Raw genomic sequence first — 24,558 nt, 5'->3', positions numbered from 1 at the left:
TCAGGAGGCGGATGTGGCGGACAGCGACGGCGTCCTGGCGGTGCGCGGTTCCCGCACCGTCCGGCACGCGGGCCGCCGGGGCACGGCGGCGGGGCCCGGTACGACGAGCAGCGGATCGACGACGAGTCCGGTGACGCCGAGCGGCGCGACCAGGGCGCGGACCGCCGGTTCGGACAGCCGGATCCAGTGCTGCCGGACGCCGAGGGCCCGGACCAGTTGCCGTTCACCGGTGAAGGCGACGGCGGTCCGCTCCCCGAGCGGCGTGCGGAAGAGGCGGGCGCAGCAGCCCGCCGGTCCCGGCCGGACCGGGACGAACAGCGTTCCGGTCCGGCCGGCCCGAAGCGGGTCGGGGTCCTCTGCGCACGGGTGGTCGTTCATGGCACTCCTTGTGGGAACGGGCGGTTCGCCCCGGACCGCCGATGGCCGGGGCACGGTACGACGCCGGGGTGCGTCGCCGGACCGCCGTCGCCGCCCGACGGGGCGGCCGGGCATCCGACGACACACCCTAGGCCCGCTCCCGCCCGTCCGGACCCACCCGTTAGCGCCCCCTTGACCTCGTACGCGCCCCTCTTGACGTCCGTTTGACGACCGGTCACCGGCCGGGCCCGTGCGGGCGGCGGCCGAGTTGGGTGACCACGCACGGAAGCACTGAATGTGACTTCACGCATGCGATTGAGTACGTTGAGTGAGTGATCGCTGCCGCGCCCCTCCCTCCGGCGCATCGCCGGGTGCGCGGCAGCGGTGTGCTCCTCGCGCTGGTCTGGATCGCCTTCCATCTGCTCGGCTGTGTGCACAGCCATGCCTCGGAACTCGGCGCCCACCACGTCCCGATGGAGGTGCGCGTCACCGCTCCGGCTGCCCCCGCCCCGCCCGGGACCGGCCCGGTGACGGCGTCGTCCTCCGATTCCGGCTCGTGCTGCCCGGAGTCGGATCACGCGGCGGACTGGCTCCGCACCGACACCCCGTCCGCGCCGGTGCCGGGCGGGGCGTTGACGGCGCAGGTCCGGCCCTGTCCGGCCGCCGCCGCGCTCATGGGGTGCGGAGCGGACCGGGCTTCGGTACGTCGGCCGGCCGGTGGGCGATGCGTTCTCACGGCACTCTGCGTGGCGCGGACCTGACAGGGCCGGGTTGTGTTCGGCGGATCCGGACCGGGGCGCCCCGGTCCGGATCCGCCGGGCATACCCCGGCGCCGCCGCCCGACCGCCCCCGGCGCCTCCCGGGCCGGTCGCGGGCCGTAGTGACCCGGTCCCCCATTCCCCGATGCCCCGACGGCCGCTTCCGGCCCGGGGCGAGGAGCCGTGACACCCGCATGAACATGTCCTCGTACGCACCTGCCCCGACCTCCGCCCGGGGGCCCTCCGAGCTGGTGGGCCGCACCCCGGTGCTGTGGATCGGCGAGCCCTTCGCCGATGCCGGCCGCGGTTTCTGGGCCAAGCTCGAAGGCGCCAACCCCGGCGGCATCAAGGACCGACCCGGCCTCCACATGGTGGCCCGGGCCCGCGAGCGCGGCGAACTGGCGCCCGGCGCCCCGGTCGTGGAGTCCTCCAGCGGCACCCTGGGACTGGGGCTGGCACTGGCTGGGATCGTCCTGGGCCATCCGGTCACCGTCGTCACCGATCCCGGCCTGGAACCGGGCATCAGGCGGGCCCTGACCGCCCACGGCGCCCGGATCGAGACCGTCGACACCCCGCATCCGTCCGGCGGCTGGCAGCAGGCCCGGCGGGAACGGGTGGCGGAACTGCTGGCCGCCCTGCCCGGGGCATGGTGCCCCGACCAGTACAACAACCCGGACAACGTGGCGGCGTACGCGCCGCTGGCCGCCGAACTCGTCGCGCAGCTGGGCCGGATCGACGTGCTGGTCGCCTCCGTCGGGACCGGCGGGCACTCCGCGGGGATCTCGGCCGCGCTGCGGCCCACGTTCCCCGGCCTGGAGCTGATCGGCGTGGACTCCGTGAGCTCGACGATCTTCGGGCAGCCGGCCGGGCCGCGTCTGATGCGGGGCCTGGGCTCCAGCATCCACCCGGGCAATGTCGCCCACTCCGCCTTCTCCGAGGTGCACTGGGTGGCCCCGGCCGAGGCGGTCCGCTCCTGCCGGTCGCTGGCCCGCCACCACTACGCCTCGGGCGGCTGGAGCGTCGGCGCGGTCGCGCTGGTCGCGGGCTGGGCCGCCCGCACCCGTCCGGCCGGTACGCGGATCGCGGCGGTCTTCCCCGACGGCCCGCACCGCTATCTCGACACCGTCTACGACGACGCCTGGTGCCAGGGGCAGGGCCTCGCGCATCTCTCCGCTCCGCCGCCGGAGGAACCGGACGAGATCACCGATCCGGGTGAGCGTACGGTGACGTCCTGGACCCGCTGCCGTACGGTCACCGGCCCGGCGGCCGGCACCGCCGGCATCGCAGTCGCCCCCGTCGTCGCGGCGGGTGCGCGGTGAGGGGGCTGCGCGCGCGGGTGCGCTCCTTCGATCCTGGCGTCCAGCTTCTGATGATCAATCAGTTCGGCATCAACCTCGGCTTCTACATGCTGATGCCCTATCTCGCCGACCATCTCGCGCACGGCCTGGGGCTGGCGGCCTGGGCGGTCGGCCTCGTCCTGGGCGTACGCAACCTCTCCCAGCAGGGGATGTTCTGGCTCGGCGGGACCCTGGCCGACCGGATCGGCTACAAGCCCATGATCCTTGCGGGCTGTGCCCTGCGGACCGGGGCGTTCGCCCTGCTGGCCCTCGCCGGGAACCTGCCCTCGCTGGTCGTCGCCTCCGCCGCGACGGGGCTGGCCGGCGCCCTGTTCAACCCCGCGGTCCGCGCCTGCATCGCCGAGGGTGCCGGGGAGCGCCGGGTGGAGGCGTTCGCCACCTTCAACGTCTTCTACCAGGCGGGCATCCTGCTCGGCCCGCTCGCCGGACTCGCCCTGCTCACGCTCGACTTCCGGGTGGTGTGCGCCGCCTCCGCGACGGTGTTCGGGGTGCTGGCCGTCGTCCAGGCGCGCCGCCTGCCCGGACGGCGTCCGGTGCCGGACCCGGAACGCGCGGGCGGCTGGCGGGGCGTCGCCACCGACTGGCGGACGGTCCTGGGCAACCGGCCGTTCCTCCTGTTCTCCGCCGCGATGGCCGGTTCGTATCTGCTGGCCTTCCAGACCTATCTCGCCCTGCCGCTCCGGGCCCGGGCCGTGCTGGGTGACGGGAACGGTGCCGCGATGGGGGTCGTCTTCGCCGTTTCCGCCCTGGTCGCGGTCGCCGGCCAGCTCCGGCTGACCGACTGGGCCAGGAAGCGCCTGGACCCGGCGCGGGCCATCGCGCTCGGCCTGGTCGCCATGGGCGCGGCCTTCCTCCCGCTGCTGCCCGGCCCGGACCGGGGCGCGGGCCGCGTGGGCGCCGCGCTGGGGCTCGTGGGTCTGGTGGTGTGCGCCGCGCTGCTGGCCACGGGGTCCTCGCTGCTGTACCCGTTCGAGATGGACACCCTGGTACGGCTCTCCGGGGAGCGTCTGGTGGCCACCTACTACGGTGCGTACAGCACGGTGGCCGGGATCTCCGTCGCCGTCGGGAACCTGGGGGTGGGCGCCCTCTTCGACCTGGCCGCCCGGGTCCAGACTCCCTGGCTGCCCTGGGCCGCGCTCGGCGCGGCATGCGCGGGCGCGCTGACGGGCCTGCACCGCACCGGCCACCTGCGCCTCACCTCCGCCGTCCCCCCGGCCGGAGCACCGACCGCGGCCTGAAGCGGGCGCGGCCGCCCGGGTCGGGGATGCGGGCGGTGGCCGGTCCCGTTGCAGAGGGCAGGGACGGGCACCGGGCATCGGTCATCGGGCATCGACGGATGCGCTGCCGTCGGGGCAGCCCTCTACGGCCTGGCCACCAGGGCCGCGCGCGACGTCCACCCCGCGACATAGGCCTGCCGTCCGCCGCCGCCCTGGTTTGCCAGCTGGTTTGCCACCCTGGACCGGACCGCGGCACCGATCGGCATCAGCACCATGGCGATCAGTACGCTGACAAGCCTCACTCCCGTCCGCCGACGCTCGTCCACGACCAACCCGTACGTCAGACCGCACTCATCCTCACACTGGAGGTTCCATGCCCAAGGGCTACTGGGTCAGCGCCTACCGCACCATTTCGGACCCCGAGAAGCTGGCCGCTTACAACAAGTTGGCCGCTGCGGCCGTCAAGGCCGCGGGCGGCCGGACCTTCGTCCGTGACGGTCGGGTCGTGGCGCACGACGCCGGAATCGCCGAGCGCACCATCCTGATCGAGTTCGACAGCTTCGAGCAGGCCGTCGCGGCGCACGAGAGCGCGGCCTACCAGGAGGCGCTGGCCGTCCTCGCCGACGGTGTCGAGCGCGACTTCCGCATCGTCGAGGGCCTGGACTGACCGAAGGTCATCCGGATCCTCGCTGACGCTCGGCGGCCTTCAGCGGGCGCGTCGGCTCGGGCATCGGGCCCGACATCACGAACGGTTCAGGTCCGGCGTGCTGACGAGGAGCCTGCCAGGAGGCGCCGTTCCTCGTCGGCATGGGCGTGTACAGCCCACACCGCACAGCACAACCGGGGCCCGGCCCGGCCCGGACCCGGGGAGCGATGAGCGCCCTTGCTGCCCGACTGCGAGACTTGTCGCACGGGCCGCGTGTCGGCGTACACACGCGGAAGCTCCAACTAACGAGCGCAGCCCCGACCCGTGCCTGGCGTGGCCGAGCCGACCGCCCCGCTGAACGACGCCGAGCACGACAGCCTCCTACGACGCGGGCGCGATCGTCCCGACGCGCAGATACTGCGCGAACTTGATGTGCGTGAGGGACGCGTAGCCGTCGCCGTTGGTGCCCGGCGGCTTCGATCCGTACTCGGACGTGAAGCTGAACCTCCCGGCGTTCTTGACGTTGAACGCGCCGTACTCCTGCAGCGACTTCGCCACCATCCGCTCGTACGGCCTGAGCGAGGTGTCGGCGTCGATGTTGTACGCGCGGTCCAGCCAGATGAACTGCCCCTCGCGCCAGCGGCCTTGCTCCTGGCCGTCGCTGCCGACCGCCGGAAAGACATACCGACCGTTGTTGTCCGGGGTGCCGAAGCTCAGGGCGTGATCGATGCGGCCGGCCTTCCAGTCCGCGCGGGTGATCACTCCGGCGAGGCGGGACAGGCCGCTGCCGGTGGCCTGGCCCTTGAGGGAGACCGATGAACCGCGGGTGTCGGACACGGCTCCCCATTCGCAGCTCGGCCTGCCGTCCCGCACCTCGGTCCGCCAGCACTCCACCGACCGGCCGTCCGGTGTGAGCACCACCGTCCATTGGCGATCCGGTGACGGCGCCTTCCACGACGCGTCCCAGGGAACGCCGACGCCTTCGAAGGGGTTGGGTCCCCACGGCCCGATGTGCTTGCGCGGGGTGACTTCGTAGGTCGGGGTGCTCGCGGTGGCTCGGTGGATCGGAGGCGCGGCCTTGCCGGTGTACAACTCCACCCGGCCCAGAGCGAGCAGGTCAGCGGCCATCTGCGCGGAGTCGGACGACAGGTGGGGACGCGGGTGCCGCTGATTGAAGGCGTCATCGTCGGCGAAGAAGCGGGGAGAGTGGTCGGGGCCGCCCGACGGTGGCGGCTCGTGCGCCAGCCGACTCGCGAGAACCGCCGCCGCGGCCACCAACGCGAGCGTCGCGGTACCCACGCCGACGACGATCGGCCACCGTCGTCCCGGTGCCGGTGCTGGCGCCGTGTCTTGCTCGGCCTTCGCCGCCCGCCACCGTCGTTCCCATTCCGTGCGGTCGCCGTGGCAGGCTTCGGCATAGGACAAGGCGACGTCCAGGGGCGGCAGTTGTCTGCCCTTCGCGGCGTTGGACAGGGCACTGGGCGACTGGCCCGTACGCGCGGCCATCTGCCGGTACGTCGGGCCGCCCGCCGAGTTGCGGAGGGCCCGTAACTCGAAGGCGAACCGCTCTGCCGGATCCTCCGCCGGATCTCCCGATGGGGGCTGTGATGCTGCGGCCACCCGTCCGCCCTCCAAGCCATGGCCTGTGATCGTCTGTGTGTGACGCCTGGTCAGCTTCTCCGAGTCTAGGAGGCACGCGGATCCGGGGAAAAGGTCTCGCGCGGCGGCGTACCACAGAAGGATGGACTCCATGGATGAAGGATGGGCTGCCCTGGCAGGAGCCGGAGTAGGCGTTGTCGGCGCTCTGTTCACCTCGTGGCTGGCGTACAGGGCCGCGCGGCGGCAGGCGCCCGACCAGGGGGTGGTCGAGCATGGCCGGGCGCTACGGAGTGAACGCCTCCAGGCGTACCTCGCCTTCATGGAGGCGGCGGAGCCGGTCGACAGCGTGCTGCACCGGATCGCGCACCAGGACGGCGCACGGGCGTCCGTCCGGGACACCCCGCCTCCGACCGATGTGTTGCGCACAGCCGTCGAGGAGCTCGGTACCGCGGTGGACGCGCTCTACAAGGCACAGGCGCGGCTCGATCTGATGGGGCCGGAAGCCGTGGCCGCGGAAGCCGTGAACGTATGGTCGGACGTGCGGTCCCTGCGGACGTACCTCGAAGGTGTGCTCCACGGGACACACGAAGGGGAGTTGTCGGACGGCGGGTACCGCACCGGCCTCGAAGACGCAGTAGACGCGGTGGAAGTGAGCCGGGAGAAGTTCGCCCGGCGTGCTCGCGGGGTGATGGAGACTCCACCGTGAGGCCGCAGGATGATGTCGGGGGCTGGGAGCGGCCGGTGGCCGGCCCAGAGGTCTCCAGGGCAGATGCCATGCCAACAGGGCCCGCACCGGTGCAGGACACCTCGCTGCTGCCCGCTACTTGGGCCGATTACACCGAGCCGCCGGTGGTCGTGCAGGGGTGCGCATGGGTGTGGCGGCGACGCACACACCGCTCGATGCCTCCCAACGCCTGCCCCGAGAGTAAAAGCCCAGCTCAACGCACCCGTCCCCGCAGCCTGAGCGGAGTCGCGCCCAGCTCAGGTAAGCGTGCCCGGTGCCGACGGATGTCCCGAAGCTGGCCGCGATCCTCGCGAGACCGTCATGGCGGCGCAGGTACACCGGAGCGACGGGCTCGCGCTGGTGCGGCGGGAGCATCGTGACCCACTCGACCAACCCGTGCGGGAGGTCGAGTGCGGCAGGACAGGGAACCAACCGGGCTCCTGTGCCTTCACCTCGGTGGGTCCTCGCCCGTGAGCCCGTCGACGGATTCACGGATGAGGTCGGCGTGACCGACGTGGCGGGCGTACTCCTCGATGAGGTCGAGGAGGATACGGCGGAGGTTGGGGCGTTCGCCGCTACGGGTGGTGTAGGCGCCGAGTTGGTCCAGTCCGCCCGTGCTGAGCGCCTGGTCGACGATGGCACGTGAGCGGGCGACCGATTCCCGCCAGAGAACGCGCAGTTGCTCGGGGGTGTCCTCGGCGGCGGAGCGGTAGTCCCAGTCGGGAGTGCTGTCCCAGTCGACGGTGTCCCAGGGAGCACCCACGGGGGACCCGAGCCACAACCGGGCGAAGTGACTGTCCTCTGTGTGCGCCAGATGCTTGAGGAGGCCGCCCAAAGTGATGGCGGACGTGCCGAGCGTGGCGCGAAGACCGGCGGCGTCCAGGCCGGAGCACTTCCAGGCAAGGGTGGCCCGCTGACGTTCGAGGGCGCCGAGGATCGCTGCGGCCTCGGTGCCGGCGAGGGGAGGTTCCGGCCAGGCTTCGGCCTTGTTCTCGATCATGGCTGCAGACCTTAGCGAACGGAGCTGACAGCGTGGCTGACGGGTGGACCGAACGGATCGCTCACTCAAGGTCCGCCGGACAGGCCGTGGTCCGGGACGCTCGATGTCGTTTCACCGACCCGCTTCATGAACGGGCTCGGCGCGCGAGTGCGGGTGCGGGGCCGCGTACAGGGCCTCTGGCGGAATGGTTGACGTATCGTCGGCTACCCGGGTTGCCCGGCAGATGACAACGTCCTTCCCCCGAAACGCCGTTGAGGGAGAGAAGGGCGCCCGGACGCCTACCGGACCGCTGCCCGGCCCGCCACAATCTCGGTATGACGATCACGCCGGGCCCTCCGAGCGCACCGCCGACGCGCCGCACCCCCCTCGACCTCGCCCGCGGGATCGTCACGGGCGCGGTGATCGGGAGCTCGCTCGCCGCACTCGTCGTCGGCACCGTGCTCGAACATGTTCCCCTGCTGGTCGGCGGCCTGGCCGTCCCCATCGCCTACGGACTGCTGGTCCTCGCCGCCGGGGCGCCCGCGCGCGCACGCGAGGCGGCCGTCGTCCCCCGTACCGCGCTCGCCATGATCGAGAGCCTGCGCGCCACCGGCGGGGAGGGCAGCGACGTGCCCGTCCGCTTCGACCTCACCGTCGCCCCGGACGGCGGACCGGCGTACCGCGTCGAGTCCACCCAGTCCGTCAATCTCGTCGACCTCCCCGACTACAAACCAGGCGGCATCGTCGTCGTCCAGTACCCACCGCACCGGCCGTGGGCGGTGAAGCTGGTGAAGCGCCCGACACCGGAGTGGGAGGACCGCGCGGCCGCGGCCCGCATCGATTCGGTGCCCGGCCCGGTCCTGGCCGACGAGCCGCCCCCGGGCGGCACCGTCGGCGGCTACCTGACGCTCCTCGCCCTCCTGCTCGGCGCGGCCGGCGTGGTCTTCGGCTTCCGGGCCGAACTCTTCGGCCCGGAAGACCCCACCGACCGGCCCCCCTCGGCCGCTGGGCCCGCCGACCCCGGCACCTCGTCCACCACGATCGTCTCGGCCGCGTCCGGCACCGTCGCCCTCGGCCCCGGGCAGTCCCTGTTCGACGAGGGCCGACTGCGTCTGGCGGTCGACTCCCTCACCAAGGGCGACGGCAAAAAGCGCCAGGCCCTCACCGTCGTCGTGCAGGACCGCCTCCTCACTGTCGTCTTCACCCCCGCGGGCTCGCAGGCACCCGGCTTCGACCTGGACGCCCTGCCCTACCCACGCATCCCCGCCCTCGTCCGGGAGGCCAGGACCACTCTCGGCGTCCGCTCCCCACGGACCTGGCAGCTCACCGCCGAGAGCCTGTCCGGCGCCCTCGTCCTCAGGGTCGGGGTGACCGGCACCGACGGCACCGCCTCGTTGGAGGCGAACGGCCACGGCGAGATCGTGCGGCGCGTCCCGGCGCGCTGACGGGACGGACGGGACGGGCACCCGGACGGAACGGGTGAGCCGGGCGGGGCAGGCGGTTTCGACCAGGAGGAGCACGGATGGATCGGCACGGATATCTGGCGTTGTGGTGCGTCGTTCTCGGCGCCGTCGCGCTCGTCGGATACGGACGGTCGCTGGCCGGGGTGACCCGCGGCCAGCGGGCGGTCCGCGTCATGGGCCGGATCGAACGGGTCGCGGAGCCCCGGCACGGGAGCTCGGGACGCGAGGGGATCGCCGTGGTCGTCACCTTCCGCGATCCCGCCACGGGTCAGGAGTTCACCGTCACCAACGACGGCGAGTGCGGCGACCGAATCAGCACGGCCTGGACGGGCCGGGAGATCGGCATCCGCTACCCTCCCGGCCGCCCGCACGCCTACCGCTTCACCACCGACCCGGACGCCGGACGGAGCGGGCTCGGCTGGCCCAACTTCGCGGTCTTTCTCGTCTACGTCGGGCTGGTCGTCGCCGCCTCGGTCGACTGCGGCTGGCCGTGGGCCCTCATCGGCTTCGGCGTGCCCTGGACGCTACTGGGCGCGGCCTACCTGCCCGGGGCCGTACGCGACACACGCCTGCGCATCGAGGGCCTCGCCTCCGGCGGCCCGGTCCCGGGCCGCGTCATCGCCGTACTGAAGGACGTCACGGTCGACGAGGACGGCGACACCGCCACCAGCCACACCCCGGTCGTCACCTTCACCACCCACGACGGCACCGCCGTCACCGCCTACCGCGCCGAAGGACTGCGCGATCCCGCCGGCTCGCGCGGCCGGGACCTCACGATCCACTACCGCCCCGACAACCCGGCCGTCTTCACCACGGACCTCGCCGCCGAACATCGCTCCCGCGTCGGCGAGATCGCGTTCAGCGTCGTGGCCCTTCTGGTGGGGGTGGCGGCGGCCGTGGCGGGAGGCATCCTGATCGCGGGCTGACGCCCACCGCCCCCTGACGTGCCGGCCCGGCGGCCGGCACGATGTCGGGCAACAGCCGACGCCTCCGAGTCGCCGCTCACTCCCTCGTCGTGCCGCAGCGCCGGCGGCGCGGGTCGGGCGCCCGTCGAACGAGGCATGGCGCGGCTGAGGTCCTGGCGGATCTTCCGTAGACCCCGCATCGACCCCGACCGCATGAGCGTCATCACCGAAGCCGTCCCCACCCTGGAGAGGCGCTGCTCGCCGACCTCCCGGATCTCGGCGTGGCTGTTGTTGCGCCATCGCTTCCAGCGCTTGAGCCGACGGCCCCGGAAGAGCACGCGGATGTGCCGTCCGGCACCTTGGTACGCCTTGTCCGCCCAGCGCTTCAGTCCCCGGCGAGTGCATCGACGATCCCGCGCCAGCGGGCAGAGCCGCTCGGCCCTCCGCACCCGCTGCGGTGCGAATTCGGCGGCCGGTGGTCAGGAACCCTTTGTCCGGACATCGGCACATCCAGGCGGATGCCGCTCTTCCAAGGGGGCGGTCCGTCCCGGGCCCGTCCGTCTCAACTGGGCAAGGGCACCGACAGCAAGAGGCTCCGGCACATCGTCGGCGGAACGGGCCCAGCCCACGGGCCTCACACGGAGTCCCGGGTGGTGGACGGACCAGTAGGTGGGCACTGCCGTGGCGGGGTGCAGGGGGCGAACCGCGAGGAGCACGCATCCGCCGGGGCGGGCTGCGACAAGCGCGTCGAGAATCCCTCTTTCGGTCCCTGTCGTCTCGACAACCACGGCAGGTGGCTCCTCCCCGGAAGGCCGACCCATGTTGTCGAGCGCGAGCCGGACGAGTCGGGCCAGCACGCCGTCGCCGAGCACGCGTACCGTCGCTCCCTCCGCCGCGGCCCTCGCGGCATCGGACACGGCGGTCGCGGTGGCCGCCCAGGCACGGGCCGCGTGCTTCTCGGCGTCCGGCTCCGGGTAGCCGACCGCCCAGGTCTCCTCGGCGGCGGAGTCGTCGACGAACCAGACCATGTGCGGTGCGGCTCCGGTGGGAGGCAGGTGTCCGCCGTCCGGGACCCGGACGACGCGCGACGGGCCGTTCATGCTTCACCGCCGTCGAGCAGCCGCGCGGGGTCGACGGCCCGGCCGAGGCGCGCGGCCTCGTAGCCGGCGGCCACGACCGCCTGGGTGCGCAGCCCGTCCGCGATGGTGACGTCGACCGGTGTGCCGTCCCGCACGGCTCGGGCGAAGCGGGTGAACGCGGTCGTCCGCAGGTCGATCGCGGTGGGCACCGGGTAGTCGTCGGGGGCCACGGGCCCGAGCGGGGCGCGCCGGACCAGCCGGAAGCCGGGGGTCAGCGCCACTTCACCCTTCTCTCCCCACACGCTGGTGCGCATGCCGGTCCCGCCGACCACGCTGGCACTTCCGATCAGGGTGGCGACGATCGGACCGAAGCGCAGGACGAGGCTGACCGCGTCCTCGATTCCCTCGGCGTCGGCCACCGCGGACGGCGCGGTCTCGGCGTAGACGCGGTCCACTTCACGGCCGAGCAGGGCGCGAACGGTGTCGATCTGGTGGATCAGGTTCATGATGAGGAAGCCACCGCCGGCCCGGGCGCGGTCGAGCCGCCAACTGGACGGGGCCCGGCCGCTGAGACCGCCCTGGAAATAGCCGGCCGGTTTGTCGGTGAAGTAGGTGGCGGTGACGCCCAGGGGTTCGCCGATCTCTCCGGCCGCGATGGCGGCCCGGGCCTGCACGAATCGGGGATCGGTGCGGGTCGGGAAAAGCACACCGGTGCGCAACGCCCCTGTGGAGTGGGCGCGTCGCGCCATGCGGCGGGCGGTGACGAGGTCCTGGGCGACGGGCTTCTCCAGCAGCACGTGCTTGCCGGCGGCCAGCGCTGCGGCGAACAGCTGCTCGTGGGTGTCGTGCGGGGTGGCGACGATCACGGCGTCCACGTCGTCCCGGGCGAGCAGGGCGGGTACGTCCGGAGTTCGGCCGCCGCCGAAGCGGGCGGTGGTCTCCTCGGCCAGATCGGCGACGGGGTCGAAGCAGGCGACCAGCTCGGCCTCGTCGGCAGCGGCGAGCGCCTTGGCGTCCTCGATGCCGATGTCTCCGCAGCCGATGAGGCCGAAGCGCAACGGGCGCGCGGACATGGGCGGTCGGCCGGTGGCCGGGCGGGGCGCGTCCCAGCGCAGGGTGGCGCTGATGAACGTACGGTCCGTGGCGACCCGGTGGTAGACCTGCGCGGCCTTGTGGGCCGGGTAGTCGGACAGGACGTCGCGCACGGTGAACCGGCCCTGCTCCAGAAGGGTGAAGAACTCGTCGCTCAGCCGGTCCTCGTCCGCTTCCCCGAGCCTGCTGACATGGGCGCCGCGCAGTTCCAGATCACGGTCGTGGAGCAGTTGGAGCGGGACGTCGGCGCGCTCGGTCCGGGGCGAGCCGAGCAGGACGACCCGGCCTCCGGGCGAAGCTGCGGCGATGGCGACGGCGAGGCCCGGACCGCTGTCGGTGACGTCCAGGACGAGCGGGGTGCCGTCGTCGTCGGGCCCGCCTGGCTCGTGGCGTACGGACAACGGTTCGGCCCGCAGGGTCCATGCCTTGGCGGTCGAGGCGGCGACCGCTTTCACCCTGGACGCGCCGCGTGCCGCGGCCAGGCGCCGGGTGATGATGCCGAGCAGCCCGCCGCCGACCACGGTGACCGGCTCGCCCGGACGCTGCCCGCCGGTCTCCAGGCCGTGCAGAGCGGTGAGGGCGAGCTGCCAGACCGCGGCGTCGACGGGCCGGACACCGTCGGGCAACGGCCGGACGAGGCGCTCGGGAACCACCGCGACCTGCGCGTGCCGGGCCCGGCGAACCGCGACCCGGGTGCCGGCGGGAAGCGAGGACCCGCTGCGGACGGTCCCGGCGCCCTGGTAGCCGGGGTACTCGGGAAACCGGGCGCCGGCGTTCGGGAGGTCCAGCAGGACGGCCCGTTCGGTCCCGGGACTGACGACGCTCACGCTCAGGTCCACCACGACCAGTCCGGGGCCGCCCGGAGGTTCGTCGCGATCGACGAATTCGCACTTCCCGGGACCGGTAAGGACCACCGCTCGCATGCATTCCTCCTGTGATTTCTTTTCGCCCATCATCACCACGCTCAACACTTCCGGAAAGAGCATGGACAACTGTCGCAGAGATTTCTGGAAATGATGACCGAAAATGATGATCAAAGAAATCTTACGGAACGCGGGGTTGACCGTAATTATTTTTCCGGCCATCGTGAGAAGAGTGATGAATTGGTTTCTGCGCAGACTGAATTTCGATCCCCGGACCGTGGCGTTCGTCAGGCACGACCTGGCTCGGCTGTCGGCCCGCCGCCGGTCGCGCCGCGTGGCGTGCGGGGGCGGGCTCCCGTGCTCCCGGAGACTCCATCTGGGCTGCGGCGGGCGGCGCGTGCCGGGCTGGCTCAACTGCGACGTGTCCGGGTCGGAGTTCGACGTGGACCTGGCGGCGGGCCGACTGCCGTTCGCCAGCCGCTCGACCGAGACCGTGGTGATGCAGCACGTGGTCGAGCACCTGGAGCTGCACGGGCAGTTGATCCCGCTGCTGAGGGAGTTGCACCGGGTGTGCACTCCGGACGGAGTGCTGTGGCTCTCCTGCCCGGATCTCGCCAAAGTCTGTGCCGGGTACACGGCCGACCGCGGGCAGGCACTGAAGGATGACCGGTGCAGCCGCTACCCGGACTACTCGCTGGGTGGCGCGCCCGTGCAGCAGTTCGTCAACGACCTCTTCCAGGCGCGCGGTCGGCATCGCAACCTCTTCGACTTCGAACTGCTCGCCTGGGCCCTCGGCCAGGCCGGGTTCGACCTGGTCAAGGAGGTGAAGGAGGCCGAACTGCTCACCGCGCACCCGGAGTTCCCACCGCGCCACGACGACGATCAGTCGCTCTATGTCGTGGCGCGCAGGTCGCGGTAGTAGCACCACAGGTCGTAGAGGGGAACCTCTTCGGGGGCCTGTTGGGTCGGTTTCACCGGCTCCGTCCAGTGGACCAGGAGGGTGGGTGGGACGGCGGGGTGCACGATCTCGCCGTCCTTCGCTTCGATGCCCGGTGTCCAGGCGAAGACCTCGGCGGGGATGGACTGGTCACCAGTGGTGGTGCGCAGGTGGTGCAGGCTGGTGCAGCGGTGACCGGAGGTCACCATCAGGTAGTTGAGGAAGGGCTGTTCGTAGCCGAGCTTCATGTGCGGTGCCACTTCCCGGGCGGCCGGCAGGGCGGCGGTGATTCCCTGGAGGGTGAGCGCCCCCTTCCGGGAAGCGACGAATCCGGTGTTCGCCCGGTATCCGTACTGTTCCGGGGTGAGGATTCCGGCTTCCTCGATGCTGTCCTTCCAGGCCCGTCCGGGAAGGTTGGACGTGGCGGTCAGGAATCCGTATCCGTCGAGCCGGTCGAATACGAAGTCGATGTTCCGGAGGACGGCCGTGTCGCTGTCGATGTACAGGAACTCGTCGAATTCTCCGTCCCAGGCCGCCAGCTTGCGGAAATGCCCTTTCGGGCTGTCGTGGAACGACAGGCTGATCTCGTCGCAGCGGGCCAGCAGTCCTTCGTCCGCCCAGACGTCGAAGCGGTAGCGCTCGGCGAGCGCGGCGATCCGCTGGTGATCGTCGTCGAAGGGGATGAGGCGCAGCGGGATGTCGGGGTTGTTGCTGCGGAAGCTGTTGAGGAACACGGTGGCGAGTTCGAGTACGCGGTCGTTGGCCACGAAGTAGACGCCTCGGGTGCCGGGCATTGGTCGTCGAACCCCTTCCGGTCAGTGGTCGCGGTATGCGGTGAGTGGTTCGCCGCGGACGGCCTCGGAGACGAAACCGTCCGGGCCGACGGGACGGTCGCCGAGCACGGTCACCCGGTGGAGGGTGCGGCGGTGGTCGGTGTGGTCGAGGTCGGCCGGCTGGAGGTGGGCGACGGCGCGGTTGTCCCAGATGGCCACGTCGCCGGGGGCCCACTGCCAGCGCACGCTGTTCTCGGGCTTTCCGATATGGCCGTGGAAGAGTTCCAGCAGGTGGCGGCTCTCCCACGGCAGCAGCCCCTGCACGTGGGTGACGGAGGCGGGCGGTACGAACAGGGCTCGTTCACCGGTCTCGGGATGGACGCGGACGACCGGATGGACGGAGAGCAGGGTGTCCTCGGTGAGCCGTCGCAGGACCTCGGTGTCCTCCTTGTCGGAGAGCAGCAGTCTGGTGGCGGCGTACAGGGTGTGTTCGGCACGCAGCCCGTCGGCGAAGGCACGCAACGGTGCGGAGAGCCCCTGGTAGGCGGCGACGAGACTGGTCCACTGGGTGTCGCCGCCGTACGGGGGCACGGTCTCGGCCCGCAGCACGGACATGGCGGGCGGATTGACGGTGGCGGCCAGGTCGACGTGCCAGTCGGAGTAGGGGGTGAGGGACTTGGGCCGCAGCCGCTCCTCGAACCGCTGTCCGTGCCGGGTGTCCTCCACGTCCGGGTCTACGGTGAGGATCTCCGGGTGTCCCTCGGGGTGGACGCCGTGCTTGCGGCCCGGACGCCGGGTCAGTTCCCCGAGGCGCCGTCCGAAGGCGACATGGCCGGCGTGGTCGAGCCGCTGTCCGCGGAAGAAGATCACTTTGTGCCGCAGCAACGCCGCGCGGATGGCGGCGATCACCGGTTCGGACAGCGGTGCGGCGAGGTCGATCCCGGAGACCTCGGCACCGATGCGGCCCGCGATCCGCCGGATGCCGACCGCGGGGTCGTGCTCCGTTCCTGACGCCATGCGGTCTTCCCCTCCGGTCGGTTCGGTGGGCCGGATCAGGCCCACTGCAGGACGGTCCCGTCGTCGAGCGGGCCGGTGATCCACAGGGCCACGGTGCGGCGTACGTCCTCGGATTCGCTGGGCGCGACGGCGTGGACGTTGCCGCCGTCGAAGACGTACATGTCCCCGGCGTGGATCGGCAGCGTGATCCGCTCCACGTCGGCCAGTGCCTCCAGCGGGTATCCGTAAGCGCCGGGCCGCATTCCCAGTGCCTGGCGGTCCTCCGGGCCGAACGCGGCCTTCCAGTAGAGCAGTTCGCCGCCGGGGCCGTTCTCCAGACATACCAGCGCGTTGCAGACGCGCGTCACTCCCTGGATCTCGAAGTCGAGGAGGTGCGGGAGCTGCCAGTTGTGCATGGCGTCGTCGTGGGGCAGCAGTCCGAAGTTCTCGCTGTCCGCGCGTGAGCGGAGTTTGTACGCGCCGGCCTGCCGTCCGTCGTGTGCGGCGAGGCGGAAGGGCACTCCGCGACCGGACAGGTGGGCGCGCCATTCGTCCATCAGGACGGGCAGGGTGCGGCCGGGCCCGCCGCAGATCTCGCCGAGACCGGTGCGGGAGCGCTCGGACTCGGTCAGGTAGGTGTCGAGGCTGTCGGAGGACACGAGGAGGGGGCCCACGGCGCATTCGCTGCTGCGGGTCGCGTTCGGCCTGGTCAGCAGGGGGCTGTCCCAGAACCTGCGGCAGGTGCGCTCGCAGATCTCGGGCGTCAGCGCCCCGCGGAAGATCGCACCGGCGACCCGGCCGCACAGCACCTCCCACCACGCGTCCCAGTCCACGTCGTCGCGTTCGAGGAAACGGAAGTACGCGTCCGTGCGGCGTCCGGCCGTCGGTGGATCGGAGCTCGTCTCGGTCATGGCTGTGGCACTCCCCGGGTCGGAGACTTCAGTGGACGATGCTCAGCACGGTCTGCGGCGATCCGTGCACCTTGTGGGCGCGCTCCTGCATGACCATCACACCGGCCAGGCCCTCCGGGGTGTAGAAGCCGCTGATCTTGGTGTAGGCGTCGAAGGCCACCCGTTCGCCGTCGCGGGTGACGCCGGAGGCCGGCTCCGGCAGCAGCCGGGCGTCCTGGGCCACCCAGAGGTGACCGGCGGCGGTGTCGACCCGCACCCGGTCGAACAGCGCGCGCAGGGCCGGACGGGAGAAGCTGCCCGCGTGGTAGACCGCGCGGCTGCCCCAGTTCAGGGTCGGATGGTGGCCTCCGAACTTGATGTAGTACTGGCGTTTTCCCTGCCCGAGCGCGCAGTACTCGTCCAGTCCGATCCAGTCGCCGTCGGGCAGGTGGAATCCGTCGGGTGTGATGATCTCGGTGTGCGGGAAGAGGCCGCGGATCTCGTCGGTGTAGTACTGCCGGGTCTTCGCCCAGAACGGCCAGGCCATGGTCACCTTGGCGTCGTAGAGCGGCGTCGGCGGGTGGTCGAAGAAGATGTCGCCGCGCTCGCACGCCTCCATCCACTGGTCGAAGAAGCCGTTGTAGCGCAGGTCGTAGAACTCGTGCCCGCGGATGAGCCGGCAGTCCTTCCAGTGGACCCGGTCGAAGGCGAAGTGCCGGATCCCGTGCTCGCGCAGCCGCTGCACGGTGTAGTGGACGCCGTGCGGCCGGGAGGCGTTGCCGGTGAGGTGGTGCACGACGAGGTCGTCACCGAACCCGGCGCGCAGCGATGCGGCGAGGTTGTCGATCGACGAGCCGAGCCCCCGCGTCGCGGCCCCGAAGTCGGCCGGGAACGCCTGGTACAGCCCGTGCACCTGGTCGGCGATCTCCCAGCCGGAAGCGGGGCACTGCACCTCCGCGATCTGGCCGGGAGACGGCTCGTCGGTGCGGAAGTAGCGCGGAAGCGCGAGCTGACGCTCCGTCAATCCTTTGTGGTAGGCGTGGTCGCGTTCCGGTGGCTGCCCCGCCAGTACGGTGTCGGCGATGGCAGGATCGGCCTCGCCGCGCACACTGGCCAGGAATACGTCGCGGGTGATCCGCTGGAACGCGCGGATCGTGGCGTTGCGGTCGACGAAGCCCTGGAGCGTCGCGTCGTCCATCGGGTACGGCCGGTCGGAGATCAGGTTGGTGAAGCCGACACTCGTGCGGGTCCTGCGTTCGATGTCCTCGTCGATGAACCGGTACCAGTTGTCCGTGCTCTGTTCCGCCATGCGGACTCCTCTGCGGTGGGCGGTGGGATCGCCGGGCGGTTCAGGAGGTCAGGGTGGCCAGGTCGAATCCGTACAGCCTGGCGCAGTTGCCGGCGGTCACGTCCTGGCGCGCCTGTTCCGGCGTGTCGTCGAAGCAGCGCCGCAGGACGTCCTGGGAGTTCGGCCAGCTTCCCTCGTAGTGGGGGTAGTCGCTCCCCCAGAGAAAGTTCTTCGAGCCGAGCAGGCGCATGGTGAGCACCCCGACCTCGTCCTCGGTGAAGGTGGCGTGCACCTGGCGGCGGACGTACTCGCTGGGACGCATGGCGAGGTCGCTGCGCAGAGCCGGGCCGAGTTTGTCGTGGATCCGGTCGGCGTGCAGCAGGTGGTAGGCGATCCAGCCGATGTCGTTCTCCGCGAGGACGACCTGCAGGTCCGGGAAGCGCTGGAGGACCCCGGAGAAGATCAGGTCGGTGAGCGTGTGCTGGAGTTCCTCGGGGTAGCCCATGTTGCGCCGGACACGGCCCAGCGGGCTGTCGTAGTCGAAGAGCTTGGGACTGTCCCGGTAGCCGGTGAGGCAGTGCATGGACACGGGCATGCCCAGTTCCTGGGCCTCCCGCCAGAACGGGTCGTTGGTTTGGCCGCCGAAGTCGCGCTCCACGGGGGCGGAGGCCCAGATCGCCGCGCCCCGCAGTCCCAGCTCCCGGCAGCGGCGCAGCTCCCGTACGGCTTCTTCGGTGTCCCACAGCGAGATGAGCCCGAGACCGGCCAGCCGCTCCGGTGCGTGGCGGACGTAGTCGGCGAGCCAGTCGTTGTAGGCACGGAAGCAGGCGCGCTGGAACTCCCCGTCCGAGAGCCAGAACAGATGCAGGCCGAGGCTGGGGTAGAGCACCTCTGCCGCGACCCCGTCCAGGGCCATGTCCTTCAGACGCGCCGCGGGATCGCTGCCGCCCGCGCGGGCGGCCTCCACCACCGTCTCCGCGTCGGCGACGAACCCTTCGGCGGTGGCGTCGGTGGCGTACAGGCTGTTGACCAGCGCCGGTCGCAGGTCGTCGCAGGTGAAGAACCAGCCTCGCCGCTCGGCGTCCCAGGAGACCCGGGGCGCCCGGTCCCGGTATCTGCGTTCCAGCCCTTCGGTCCACAGACGCACGGGTTCGACGACGTGCGAGTCGGCCGACAGCACGGGAGCGGTCACGGATGCACTCCTCACGGGAGGGAGAGTGGGCCGTCGCGGGTCCCGGCGGATGACTCACGGGAGCGGAGCGACGGTGGCGCGGTGGCACGCGGGAACTCGTGGATGGCCCGCCGGAAGGCGGACGGGCAGAAGCGCGGAGTCCATTGTTGTCGGACGCATGGTGCGGTCAAGGGGGCGTGCGGCCGGGCGCGCCGATCCGGACAGTGCGCGCCGGGCCGCGTGGTGGTGGAGCGGACCGGCGCTGTGCCACCATCCCCAGCATGGCGGACCCCATATCCGGGGCACCGGGGCGGCGCGGCGTGGACCTCCTGCTGCTCAGCGCCTCGAACTACCCCGCACTGCCCATCTACCCCTACGCGTTCGTCCAGGTCTCGGCGGTCGCCGCACGTCACGGTCTGACCACCGCCCGGCTCGATCTGCTGCACACGCCCAAGCCCGAGTGGCGTTCGGTGCTGACCACGACGCTGGAGCGCGCCGCTCCCCGCCTCATCGGCATCCATCTGCGGCAACTGGACTCCATCTTCATCTGGAACTACGCCGACACCGATCTCCCCGGTGCGCCGCCGGTGCGCCGCAACAGCTATTGGCCGATGCACGAGACCGAGGAGCTGATCACCCTCCTGCGGGAGTTGACGGACACGCCGGTCATGCTCGGCGGATTCGGCTTCACCACCCGCCCGCAGGCCCTGCTGGAACGGCTGCGGCCGGACTACGGTGTGGTCGGCGAGCCGGACGACGTCCTCGGCCGCTTCGACGACGTCCTGACCGGGCGAAATCTGGACAAGGTCGCCAACCTGGCCCATCGCCGCGACGGCGGCTACACGGTCAACGAGCGGGTCTTCCTTCCTCCCTCCGACCACCCGGAATACACCGAGGAGATCCTCGACGACCTGCTGTCCTTCTACGGTCGCGAGAACGTCCTCGGCCCCGACCCCCGGGTCCATGTACCGGTCGAGGTGCAGCGCGGCTGCCCGTACCGCTGCTACTTCTGCACCGAGCCGATGGTCAAGGGCCGTCGGCATCGGGTGCGGAACCTGGACACGGTCATGGCCGATATCCGCTTCCTCGCCGATCGTGGCGTCACCCGGATCTGGCTGGTCTGCTCCGAGATCAACGTCGGTCACAACACCCTGCTGTTCGACATGGCCGACCGGATGCGCCGGCTCAACCGCGGACGGTCACGACCGGTGCACTGGACCTGCTACCTGCTGCCCAATCCGGCGCTCGAACGCGCCGAGATCCGCATGCTGCTGGAATCGCACTTCGAGCCGAGCTGGAACCAGTTCGGGTCGTACGACGACACCAATCTCAAACGCACCCGTGTGCCCTACCGGGCCCGGCACGCGGTGCGGGCGCAGGTCTCCTGGATGGAGGAGGAACAGGAGTACCGCCGGGCGCTCGGCCTGCCGCCGGTGCCACTGCGCCTGGACATGTTCCTCGGCAACTCCTACGCCACGCCCGAGACCGTGGCGGTCACCCTGCGGACGGTCAGTGATCTGCGGCTGGCCGAACGCTTCGAGGACTCACTGATCACCCGTGCCACCCGCGTCTTCGACCTCGGCGAAGGAATCGCCGAGGAGCCGGGAGGCACGACCTACTCGGTCGGCCCCCGGGGCAGGCTGGACACCGTGGACCTGCTGTACCCGACCTTCAGCTATCCGCCCGCGCTCGTCGAGGCGCTCGGCGACGCCCGGACCGTGGACGAGTTCTTCGCCCATGTCGAGGCGACCTACCTGTCCCGTGCCTACCGCGCAGGCCTCGACTGGCACGGCTTTCTCGCCCGGCACACCGACGCGGACGAACTGGCCGGATGGTGCGCCCTGCTGGCCCGTGACGGGCAGGAGCACGAGTACGTGCGCGTCCTTCGCGCGGAGTTCGCGGCGGACGGCTGCGAGGGGCTCGTCGCGCGACTGCTGGCCCCGGCGGACGAGGCGGGGCACGAGGACCCGCCGGCCCGGTCCCTGGTGGAACTGGTGGTGGGCAGCGACCTCCCCGCCGTCCGCGCCGCTCTGGCCGGGATCGGCCTGCCCGGCTACTGGGACGACCGGACCGCGCTCACCGCCTACGAGGTGTGCGCCCGGCTCGCCGCCCGGTTCGGCTCCGTGGACAAGGTCCTGGCGGAGGCACGCACCGCGGTGGGGGCGGGCGACCCCGCCGTGGCACTGCTGGCCGTGCGGTACTGCCTGTACGAGAACAACGTCGTGCTCCGCCCGGACTACAGCCGGGTGCTGTTCGCCGCCTGAGCGGTGCGGGGCGGCCGACTCTGCGATCGGCCGCCCCGCACCGGACTCACCTTCCGGGCACCGACAGGTACCGGCCCGGGCCGCCCTCGCGCACGGTGTCCAGCGTGACGCAGTGGAACGACCCGCCGAAGCTGTAGACGTGCCGGAAGTCCACCTCGACGCAGCGGAAACCCCAGGCCGTCAACGCCTCGATCAGCGGCCGCTCCTGCCGTTCGACGACCACTGTCCCCGGATCCAGGGAGAGCACGTTCATGCTCACCCAGGGGCTGCAGAAATACATGGGCCAGTCCGCCGGGAGGGCGGGGGACGGGGCGGGAAGGATCTCCCATCCGTCGAACAGCTCGCTGTGCACATAGCGTTCGGGATTGACCAGCAGCTTCCCGGGCGCGAGCGGGGTGATGGTCGCGTCGATGTGCATGGCGTGGGGGTCGTCGGTCTCCACCACGTGCACGGAGAAGTCCGGTCCGAGGGCACTGCGCAGCCAGTCGATGCCGAAGGCGTTGGTGACGTGGCTGCGCTGCACGACCAGGTCCCGCCCGAAGCGGAGGAAGTCGGCGGCGTCGAACACCGGCTCGAACTCACTGACCGCCCACGGCCCGGAGTCCCCGACGTCCTGGTAGAGATCGTCGGTCAGCTGCGGGCGAGGGGCCGGCAGCCAGCGGGCACCCCGGCGGAAGTACGACTTGATCAGGGGCCGGAAGGCGTCGCTCTCGTGGAGTCGGCAGCGCCAGGACATCGGTGCCTCGACGATCGCGTCACCCACCACCATCAGCGAGTCCCTGGGCATCGCCGCGTACAGGCCACCGTCCGACTCCCACTCCGGTGTCCGGATGGGACGGTGGTGGCGGGCGGTGTCGGGACGCCGCACCCGTACGCCCTCGGACTCCAGTACTTCGGCGAGGTTGTCCAGTTCGGCCTCGGCCGCTTTGAGGTGGCGCTCCGGCAGCGGCGATCCGCCGCGTTCCCGGAACACCGGCCAGGCGGACGGCGGCATGGTGTGCTTCATCGATTCCTGCCAGGTCGGGAAGACCGCTCCCAGCAGGCTCCCCACCACCACCTCGCGCAGGGGGTCCCACTCCGTGTACGAGTTGACCGCCGGCCCGGCCCCGGTCCGGCCAGGGTTCCCCGTCGGCTGTACGCCCTCGCTCGTCATGCTTCCCCGTCCTTGCTCGGGCCGGGGACCGGCGTCCCCGGTACGTCCCGTCCGAATGCCCCGGCGGCCAACGGTGCGCCGGGCAGCCCGCTGGCGAGCCCGCCCGCCGTCTCGCCGCCGTCGATCACGAACGACTGACCGGTCACGAACGCGGCATCCGCGGAGGCCAGATACGCCACCAGGCCGGCGATCTCCTCCGGCGAGCCCAGCCTGCCCAGGGGCAGCGAACGCTCCTGCTCGCCGAGCTGCTCCGCGGTGTACTCGGCCCGTTGCATCGCGGTGAGCACATATCCCGGGCAGACGGCGTTCACCCGGATGCGCGGAGCCAGTTCCAGGGCCATCGTCCGGGTCAGCTCGATCAGTCCCGCCTTGCTGACGTTGTACCCGGCGTAGTGGGGCATGCCCACCATCCCGCTGACCGAGGCGGTGTTGACGATCACTCCGCCGTCGCCGGACGCCATGCGTCGGGCGGTTTCCCGGGCGACCAGGAAGGCGCCGGTGAGGTTCACCCGCAGCGTCCGCTCCCAGTCGGCGAGCGAGGTCTCCAGGAAGGGGCTCCGGATGCTGATGCCCGCGTTGTTGCAGACCACGTCGAGCCCGCCCCAGGCCGCGTCGGTCTCGGTGAGGGCGGCACGGAGCTCTCCCTCGTCACCGACGTCCGCGGCGAGGAGCAGCTCCGCGTCGGGTGTCTCCTTCCCGAATCGGGCGAGCGCGTCACGGTCGCGGTCGAGGACGGCCACCCTGGCGCCGTCGGTGAGGAAGCGCCGTGCGATGGCGGCACCGATCCCGGAGGCACCGCCGGTGACCAGGACCCGGCGCGGCGGACGCGACCCCGGTCCGGCGGACTCTGTCAGGTCGTACGGCATGCGAACCCTTCGGCTAGGCGTCGGTGCTCGGGTCGTTGCTGTGGGAGAAGCTTCCGGTCCGCAGCGCGTCGTAGAGCCGCCTCCCCGTCGACGCGGGGCTGAAGAAGAAGCGCGTCGACTCCTGGCGGCGCAGCATTCCGTGGGCCACGAAGTCGCGGGCGGTGGCCCGCCAGTACGCGGGTCCCAGCCGGCCGAGCAGACGCGCGTACTGCTTCAGCCCCAGTGGCTCGCCGAACCAGTGGTTGACGGAGACGGACGGCGAGTGCGCCCGGATGTCGTGCCACCAGCCGCGCGGGATGTACAGCAGATCCCCGGGCCGCATGCGCACATGGTGCAGGACGGCGTCGCGCAGTCTCGGAAACCGGTCCACGTCCGGTTCCGCCAGGTCGATCTGGCTGTTCACCAGGTTGTCGGGGAAGGGGTAGGCCGCTCGGCTGTCGCTCCAGGAGATGAGGATGACGCTCTTCTCGCCCCACACCTGGCAGAACAGGTTGTCCTTGAGGTCGGAGTGAAGCATGGAACGCGTACCGGCCGAGCCGATCCACACCCGGGTGTCGGTGGAGTGCCGGTCCGCCGGCAGCAACGAGGTGAAGTCGCAGTCCGCCGGGTCGAAGATCTCGTGGGCACGCTGGTAGGCGAGGTAGCAGGGGGCGGAGGCCGCGGTGGCGGACGTCATCCGGTCGAGGAACTCGGCGAAGGCCAGCTCCCGCTCGTAACGTCGTTGGTCCTGGGGGAAGAGCACACCGGTGGTGGGAAGGTCCAGCAGAGCGGTCACCGTGCGGTCGCCGTGCCGCTTCGTCAGGTCCTCCGGGTTCCAGGCGGTGCGCGCGGGCCAGTTCTCCAGCAGGCCGGTGCAGACCAGGGGGCCGGACCGGGTGGCGATCCTTCGGTGCAGGACGTCCGTTCCCGTAGGGCCGGTGCGCACGATCGGACGGACCGTCAGTCCTGCGGCCCGCAGGGTCGGCGCCACCTCGTGCTGCGCCTCGTGCCGCGTGTCCGTCCGCTCCCGCTCCCCCGATGACCGTCCTGCTCCGGACCGTTCGATTCGGGTCATGGCATCCCACTGTCGGGGCAATCCGGGGCCGTGCATAGACCCCTTCCCGCCGAGACCGGGCGGGAAGGCCCGATTTTGAGCCACGTGTGAGATACCGACGAGGAAATTACCGGCTCCGGGCATATG

Annotated in this window: 22 protein-coding genes and 2 pseudogenes; 10 read left to right on the top strand and 14 right to left on the bottom strand. The window is 71.4% G+C overall.

Annotation, left to right across the window (positions count from 1 at the left end; all coding sequences use genetic code 11):
• Positions 1 to 378 carry an SAV_915 family protein gene (locus ACF08W_RS02340; protein ID WP_352276486.1) on the bottom strand — a complete coding sequence of 126 codons (378 nt, stop codon included), beginning with the start codon at positions 376 to 378 and terminating at the stop codon, positions 1 to 3.
• Positions 379 to 689: 311 nt separating this feature from the next.
• Between ACF08W_RS02340 and ACF08W_RS02335 the strand changes: the two genes are divergently transcribed.
• From ACF08W_RS02335 to ACF08W_RS02320, 4 genes are all read left to right on the top strand, one after another.
• Positions 690 to 1,118: a hypothetical protein gene (locus ACF08W_RS02335; RefSeq protein ID WP_385215886.1), complete on the top strand. Its 429-nt coding sequence runs from the start codon at positions 690 to 692 to the stop codon at positions 1,116 to 1,118.
• Positions 1,119 to 1,309: 191 nt separating this feature from the next.
• The gene (locus tag ACF08W_RS02330) at positions 1,310 to 2,434 is read left to right on the top strand and encodes a PLP-dependent cysteine synthase family protein (RefSeq protein ID WP_392278104.1); all 1,125 of its coding nucleotides are present in this window, start codon (positions 1,310 to 1,312) and stop codon (positions 2,432 to 2,434) included.
• On the top strand, positions 2,431 to 3,711 hold the full coding sequence (locus tag ACF08W_RS02325) for an MDR family MFS transporter (RefSeq protein WP_392278103.1): 1,281 nt from the start codon (positions 2,431 to 2,433) through the stop codon (positions 3,709 to 3,711). Before ACF08W_RS02330 ends, ACF08W_RS02325 begins: the two co-directional genes overlap by 4 nt.
• Positions 3,712 to 4,063: 352 nt before the next feature.
• The gene (locus ACF08W_RS02320; protein WP_385209577.1) at positions 4,064 to 4,357 is read left to right on the top strand and encodes a DUF1330 domain-containing protein; all 294 of its coding nucleotides are present in this window, start codon (positions 4,064 to 4,066) and stop codon (positions 4,355 to 4,357) included.
• A 360-nt stretch (positions 4,358 to 4,717) separates the two neighbouring features.
• On the opposite strand, the gene ACF08W_RS02315 is transcribed toward ACF08W_RS02320, so the two are convergent.
• Positions 4,718 to 5,842 carry an XRE family transcriptional regulator gene (locus tag ACF08W_RS02315; RefSeq protein ID WP_392278102.1) on the bottom strand — a complete coding sequence of 375 codons (1,125 nt, stop codon included), beginning with the start codon at positions 5,840 to 5,842 and terminating at the stop codon, positions 4,718 to 4,720.
• 244 nt (positions 5,843 to 6,086) lie between these two features.
• On the opposite strand from ACF08W_RS02315, the gene ACF08W_RS02310 reads away from it, so the two are divergent.
• A complete protein-coding gene (locus ACF08W_RS02310) occupies positions 6,087 to 6,641 on the top strand; it encodes a hypothetical protein (RefSeq protein ID WP_392278101.1) in 555 nt (184 codons plus the stop codon).
• Positions 6,642 to 6,914: 273 nt separating this feature from the next.
• Here the strand turns inward: ACF08W_RS02310 and ACF08W_RS02305 are convergent.
• A pseudogene (locus ACF08W_RS02305) lies at positions 6,915 to 7,091 on the bottom strand (IS5/IS1182 family transposase); the annotation flags it as partial.
• 16 nt (positions 7,092 to 7,107) lie between these two features.
• Positions 7,108 to 7,659, bottom strand: coding sequence for a DinB family protein (locus ACF08W_RS02300; protein ID WP_392278100.1), 552 nt, complete (start codon positions 7,657 to 7,659; stop codon positions 7,108 to 7,110).
• 314 nt (positions 7,660 to 7,973) lie between these two features.
• Between ACF08W_RS02300 and ACF08W_RS02295 the strand changes: the two genes are divergently transcribed.
• The 3 genes and pseudogenes from ACF08W_RS02295 to ACF08W_RS02285 form a co-directional block, all read left to right on the top strand.
• Positions 7,974 to 9,083 (top strand): hypothetical protein, encoded by a 1,110-nt coding sequence (locus tag ACF08W_RS02295; RefSeq protein WP_392278099.1) that lies wholly within the window; start codon positions 7,974 to 7,976, stop codon positions 9,081 to 9,083.
• Between the two features lie 77 nt (positions 9,084 to 9,160).
• Positions 9,161 to 10,027, top strand: coding sequence for a DUF3592 domain-containing protein (locus tag ACF08W_RS02290; RefSeq protein WP_392278098.1), 867 nt, complete (start codon positions 9,161 to 9,163; stop codon positions 10,025 to 10,027).
• A gap of 105 nt (positions 10,028 to 10,132) precedes the next feature.
• Positions 10,133 to 10,261, top strand: a pseudogene (locus tag ACF08W_RS02285) (IS5/IS1182 family transposase); the annotation flags it as partial.
• 224 nt (positions 10,262 to 10,485) lie between these two features.
• On the opposite strand, the gene ACF08W_RS02280 reads toward ACF08W_RS02285, so the two are convergent.
• Together ACF08W_RS02280 and ACF08W_RS02275 are read right to left on the bottom strand one after the other, a co-directional pair.
• Complete coding sequence (locus tag ACF08W_RS02280) at positions 10,486 to 11,034, bottom strand: hypothetical protein (RefSeq protein ID WP_392278340.1); 549 nt, start codon at positions 11,032 to 11,034, stop codon at positions 10,486 to 10,488.
• Positions 11,035 to 11,102: 68 nt separating this feature from the next.
• A complete protein-coding gene (locus ACF08W_RS02275; protein WP_392278097.1) occupies positions 11,103 to 13,004 on the bottom strand; it encodes a Gfo/Idh/MocA family oxidoreductase in 1,902 nt (633 codons plus the stop codon).
• A 433-nt stretch (positions 13,005 to 13,437) separates the two neighbouring features.
• Here ACF08W_RS02275 and ACF08W_RS02270 point away from each other — a divergent pair, with 433 nt between their 5' ends.
• A complete protein-coding gene (locus ACF08W_RS02270; protein WP_392278096.1) occupies positions 13,438 to 13,959 on the top strand; it encodes a class I SAM-dependent methyltransferase in 522 nt (173 codons plus the stop codon).
• Here the strand turns inward: ACF08W_RS02270 and ACF08W_RS02265 are convergent.
• From ACF08W_RS02265 to ACF08W_RS02245, 5 genes are read right to left on the bottom strand one after another with little or no spacing between them, the layout of a single operon-like run.
• Positions 13,932 to 14,771, bottom strand: a complete 840-nt coding sequence (locus tag ACF08W_RS02265) for a hypothetical protein (protein ID WP_392278095.1) — start codon at positions 14,769 to 14,771, stop codon at positions 13,932 to 13,934. The genes ACF08W_RS02270 and ACF08W_RS02265 overlap by 28 nt on opposite strands.
• A 21-nt stretch (positions 14,772 to 14,792) precedes the next feature.
• Positions 14,793 to 15,767: a TauD/TfdA dioxygenase family protein gene (locus ACF08W_RS02260; RefSeq protein WP_392278094.1), complete on the bottom strand. Its 975-nt coding sequence runs from the start codon at positions 15,765 to 15,767 to the stop codon at positions 14,793 to 14,795.
• A 35-nt stretch (positions 15,768 to 15,802) separates the two neighbouring features.
• Entirely contained in the window at positions 15,803 to 16,657 is an 855-nt protein-coding gene (locus ACF08W_RS02255) for a hypothetical protein (protein ID WP_392278093.1), read from the bottom strand.
• A 28-nt stretch (positions 16,658 to 16,685) separates the two neighbouring features.
• Positions 16,686 to 17,945 (bottom strand): hypothetical protein, encoded by a 1,260-nt coding sequence (locus ACF08W_RS02250; RefSeq protein ID WP_392278092.1) that lies wholly within the window; start codon positions 17,943 to 17,945, stop codon positions 16,686 to 16,688.
• 40 nt (positions 17,946 to 17,985) lie between these two features.
• Positions 17,986 to 19,116 (bottom strand): amidohydrolase family protein, encoded by a 1,131-nt coding sequence (locus tag ACF08W_RS02245; protein WP_392278091.1) that lies wholly within the window; start codon positions 19,114 to 19,116, stop codon positions 17,986 to 17,988.
• A 260-nt stretch (positions 19,117 to 19,376) separates the two neighbouring features.
• Here ACF08W_RS02245 and ACF08W_RS02240 point away from each other — a divergent pair, with 260 nt between their 5' ends.
• A complete protein-coding gene (locus ACF08W_RS02240) occupies positions 19,377 to 21,359 on the top strand; it encodes a B12-binding domain-containing radical SAM protein (protein WP_392278090.1) in 1,983 nt (660 codons plus the stop codon).
• 46 nt (positions 21,360 to 21,405) lie between these two features.
• Here the strand turns inward: ACF08W_RS02240 and ACF08W_RS02235 are convergent, their stop codons facing one another.
• Genes ACF08W_RS02235 through ACF08W_RS02225 form a run of 3 tightly spaced genes read right to left on the bottom strand, consistent with a single transcriptional unit; the run spans position 21,406 to position 24,432 of the window.
• Positions 21,406 to 22,512, bottom strand: coding sequence for an amidinotransferase (locus ACF08W_RS02235; RefSeq protein ID WP_392278089.1), 1,107 nt, complete (start codon positions 22,510 to 22,512; stop codon positions 21,406 to 21,408).
• Positions 22,509 to 23,378 carry an SDR family NAD(P)-dependent oxidoreductase gene (locus tag ACF08W_RS02230; RefSeq protein ID WP_392278088.1) on the bottom strand — a complete coding sequence of 290 codons (870 nt, stop codon included), beginning with the start codon at positions 23,376 to 23,378 and terminating at the stop codon, positions 22,509 to 22,511. The genes ACF08W_RS02235 and ACF08W_RS02230 overlap by 4 nt, the downstream gene beginning before the upstream one ends.
• 13 nt (positions 23,379 to 23,391) lie before the next feature.
• On the bottom strand, positions 23,392 to 24,432 hold the full coding sequence (locus ACF08W_RS02225; RefSeq protein WP_392278087.1) for a cupin-like domain-containing protein: 1,041 nt from the start codon (positions 24,430 to 24,432) through the stop codon (positions 23,392 to 23,394).
• Positions 24,433 to 24,558 lie beyond the last annotated feature (126 nt).

Source organism: Streptomyces sp. NPDC015144 (assembly GCF_043079735.1).
Lineage (GTDB): Bacteria > Actinomycetota > Actinomycetes > Streptomycetales > Streptomycetaceae > Streptomyces.
Note: the sequence above shows the minus strand (reverse complement) of the source record. Positions and strands in the feature narration are given on the sequence as shown.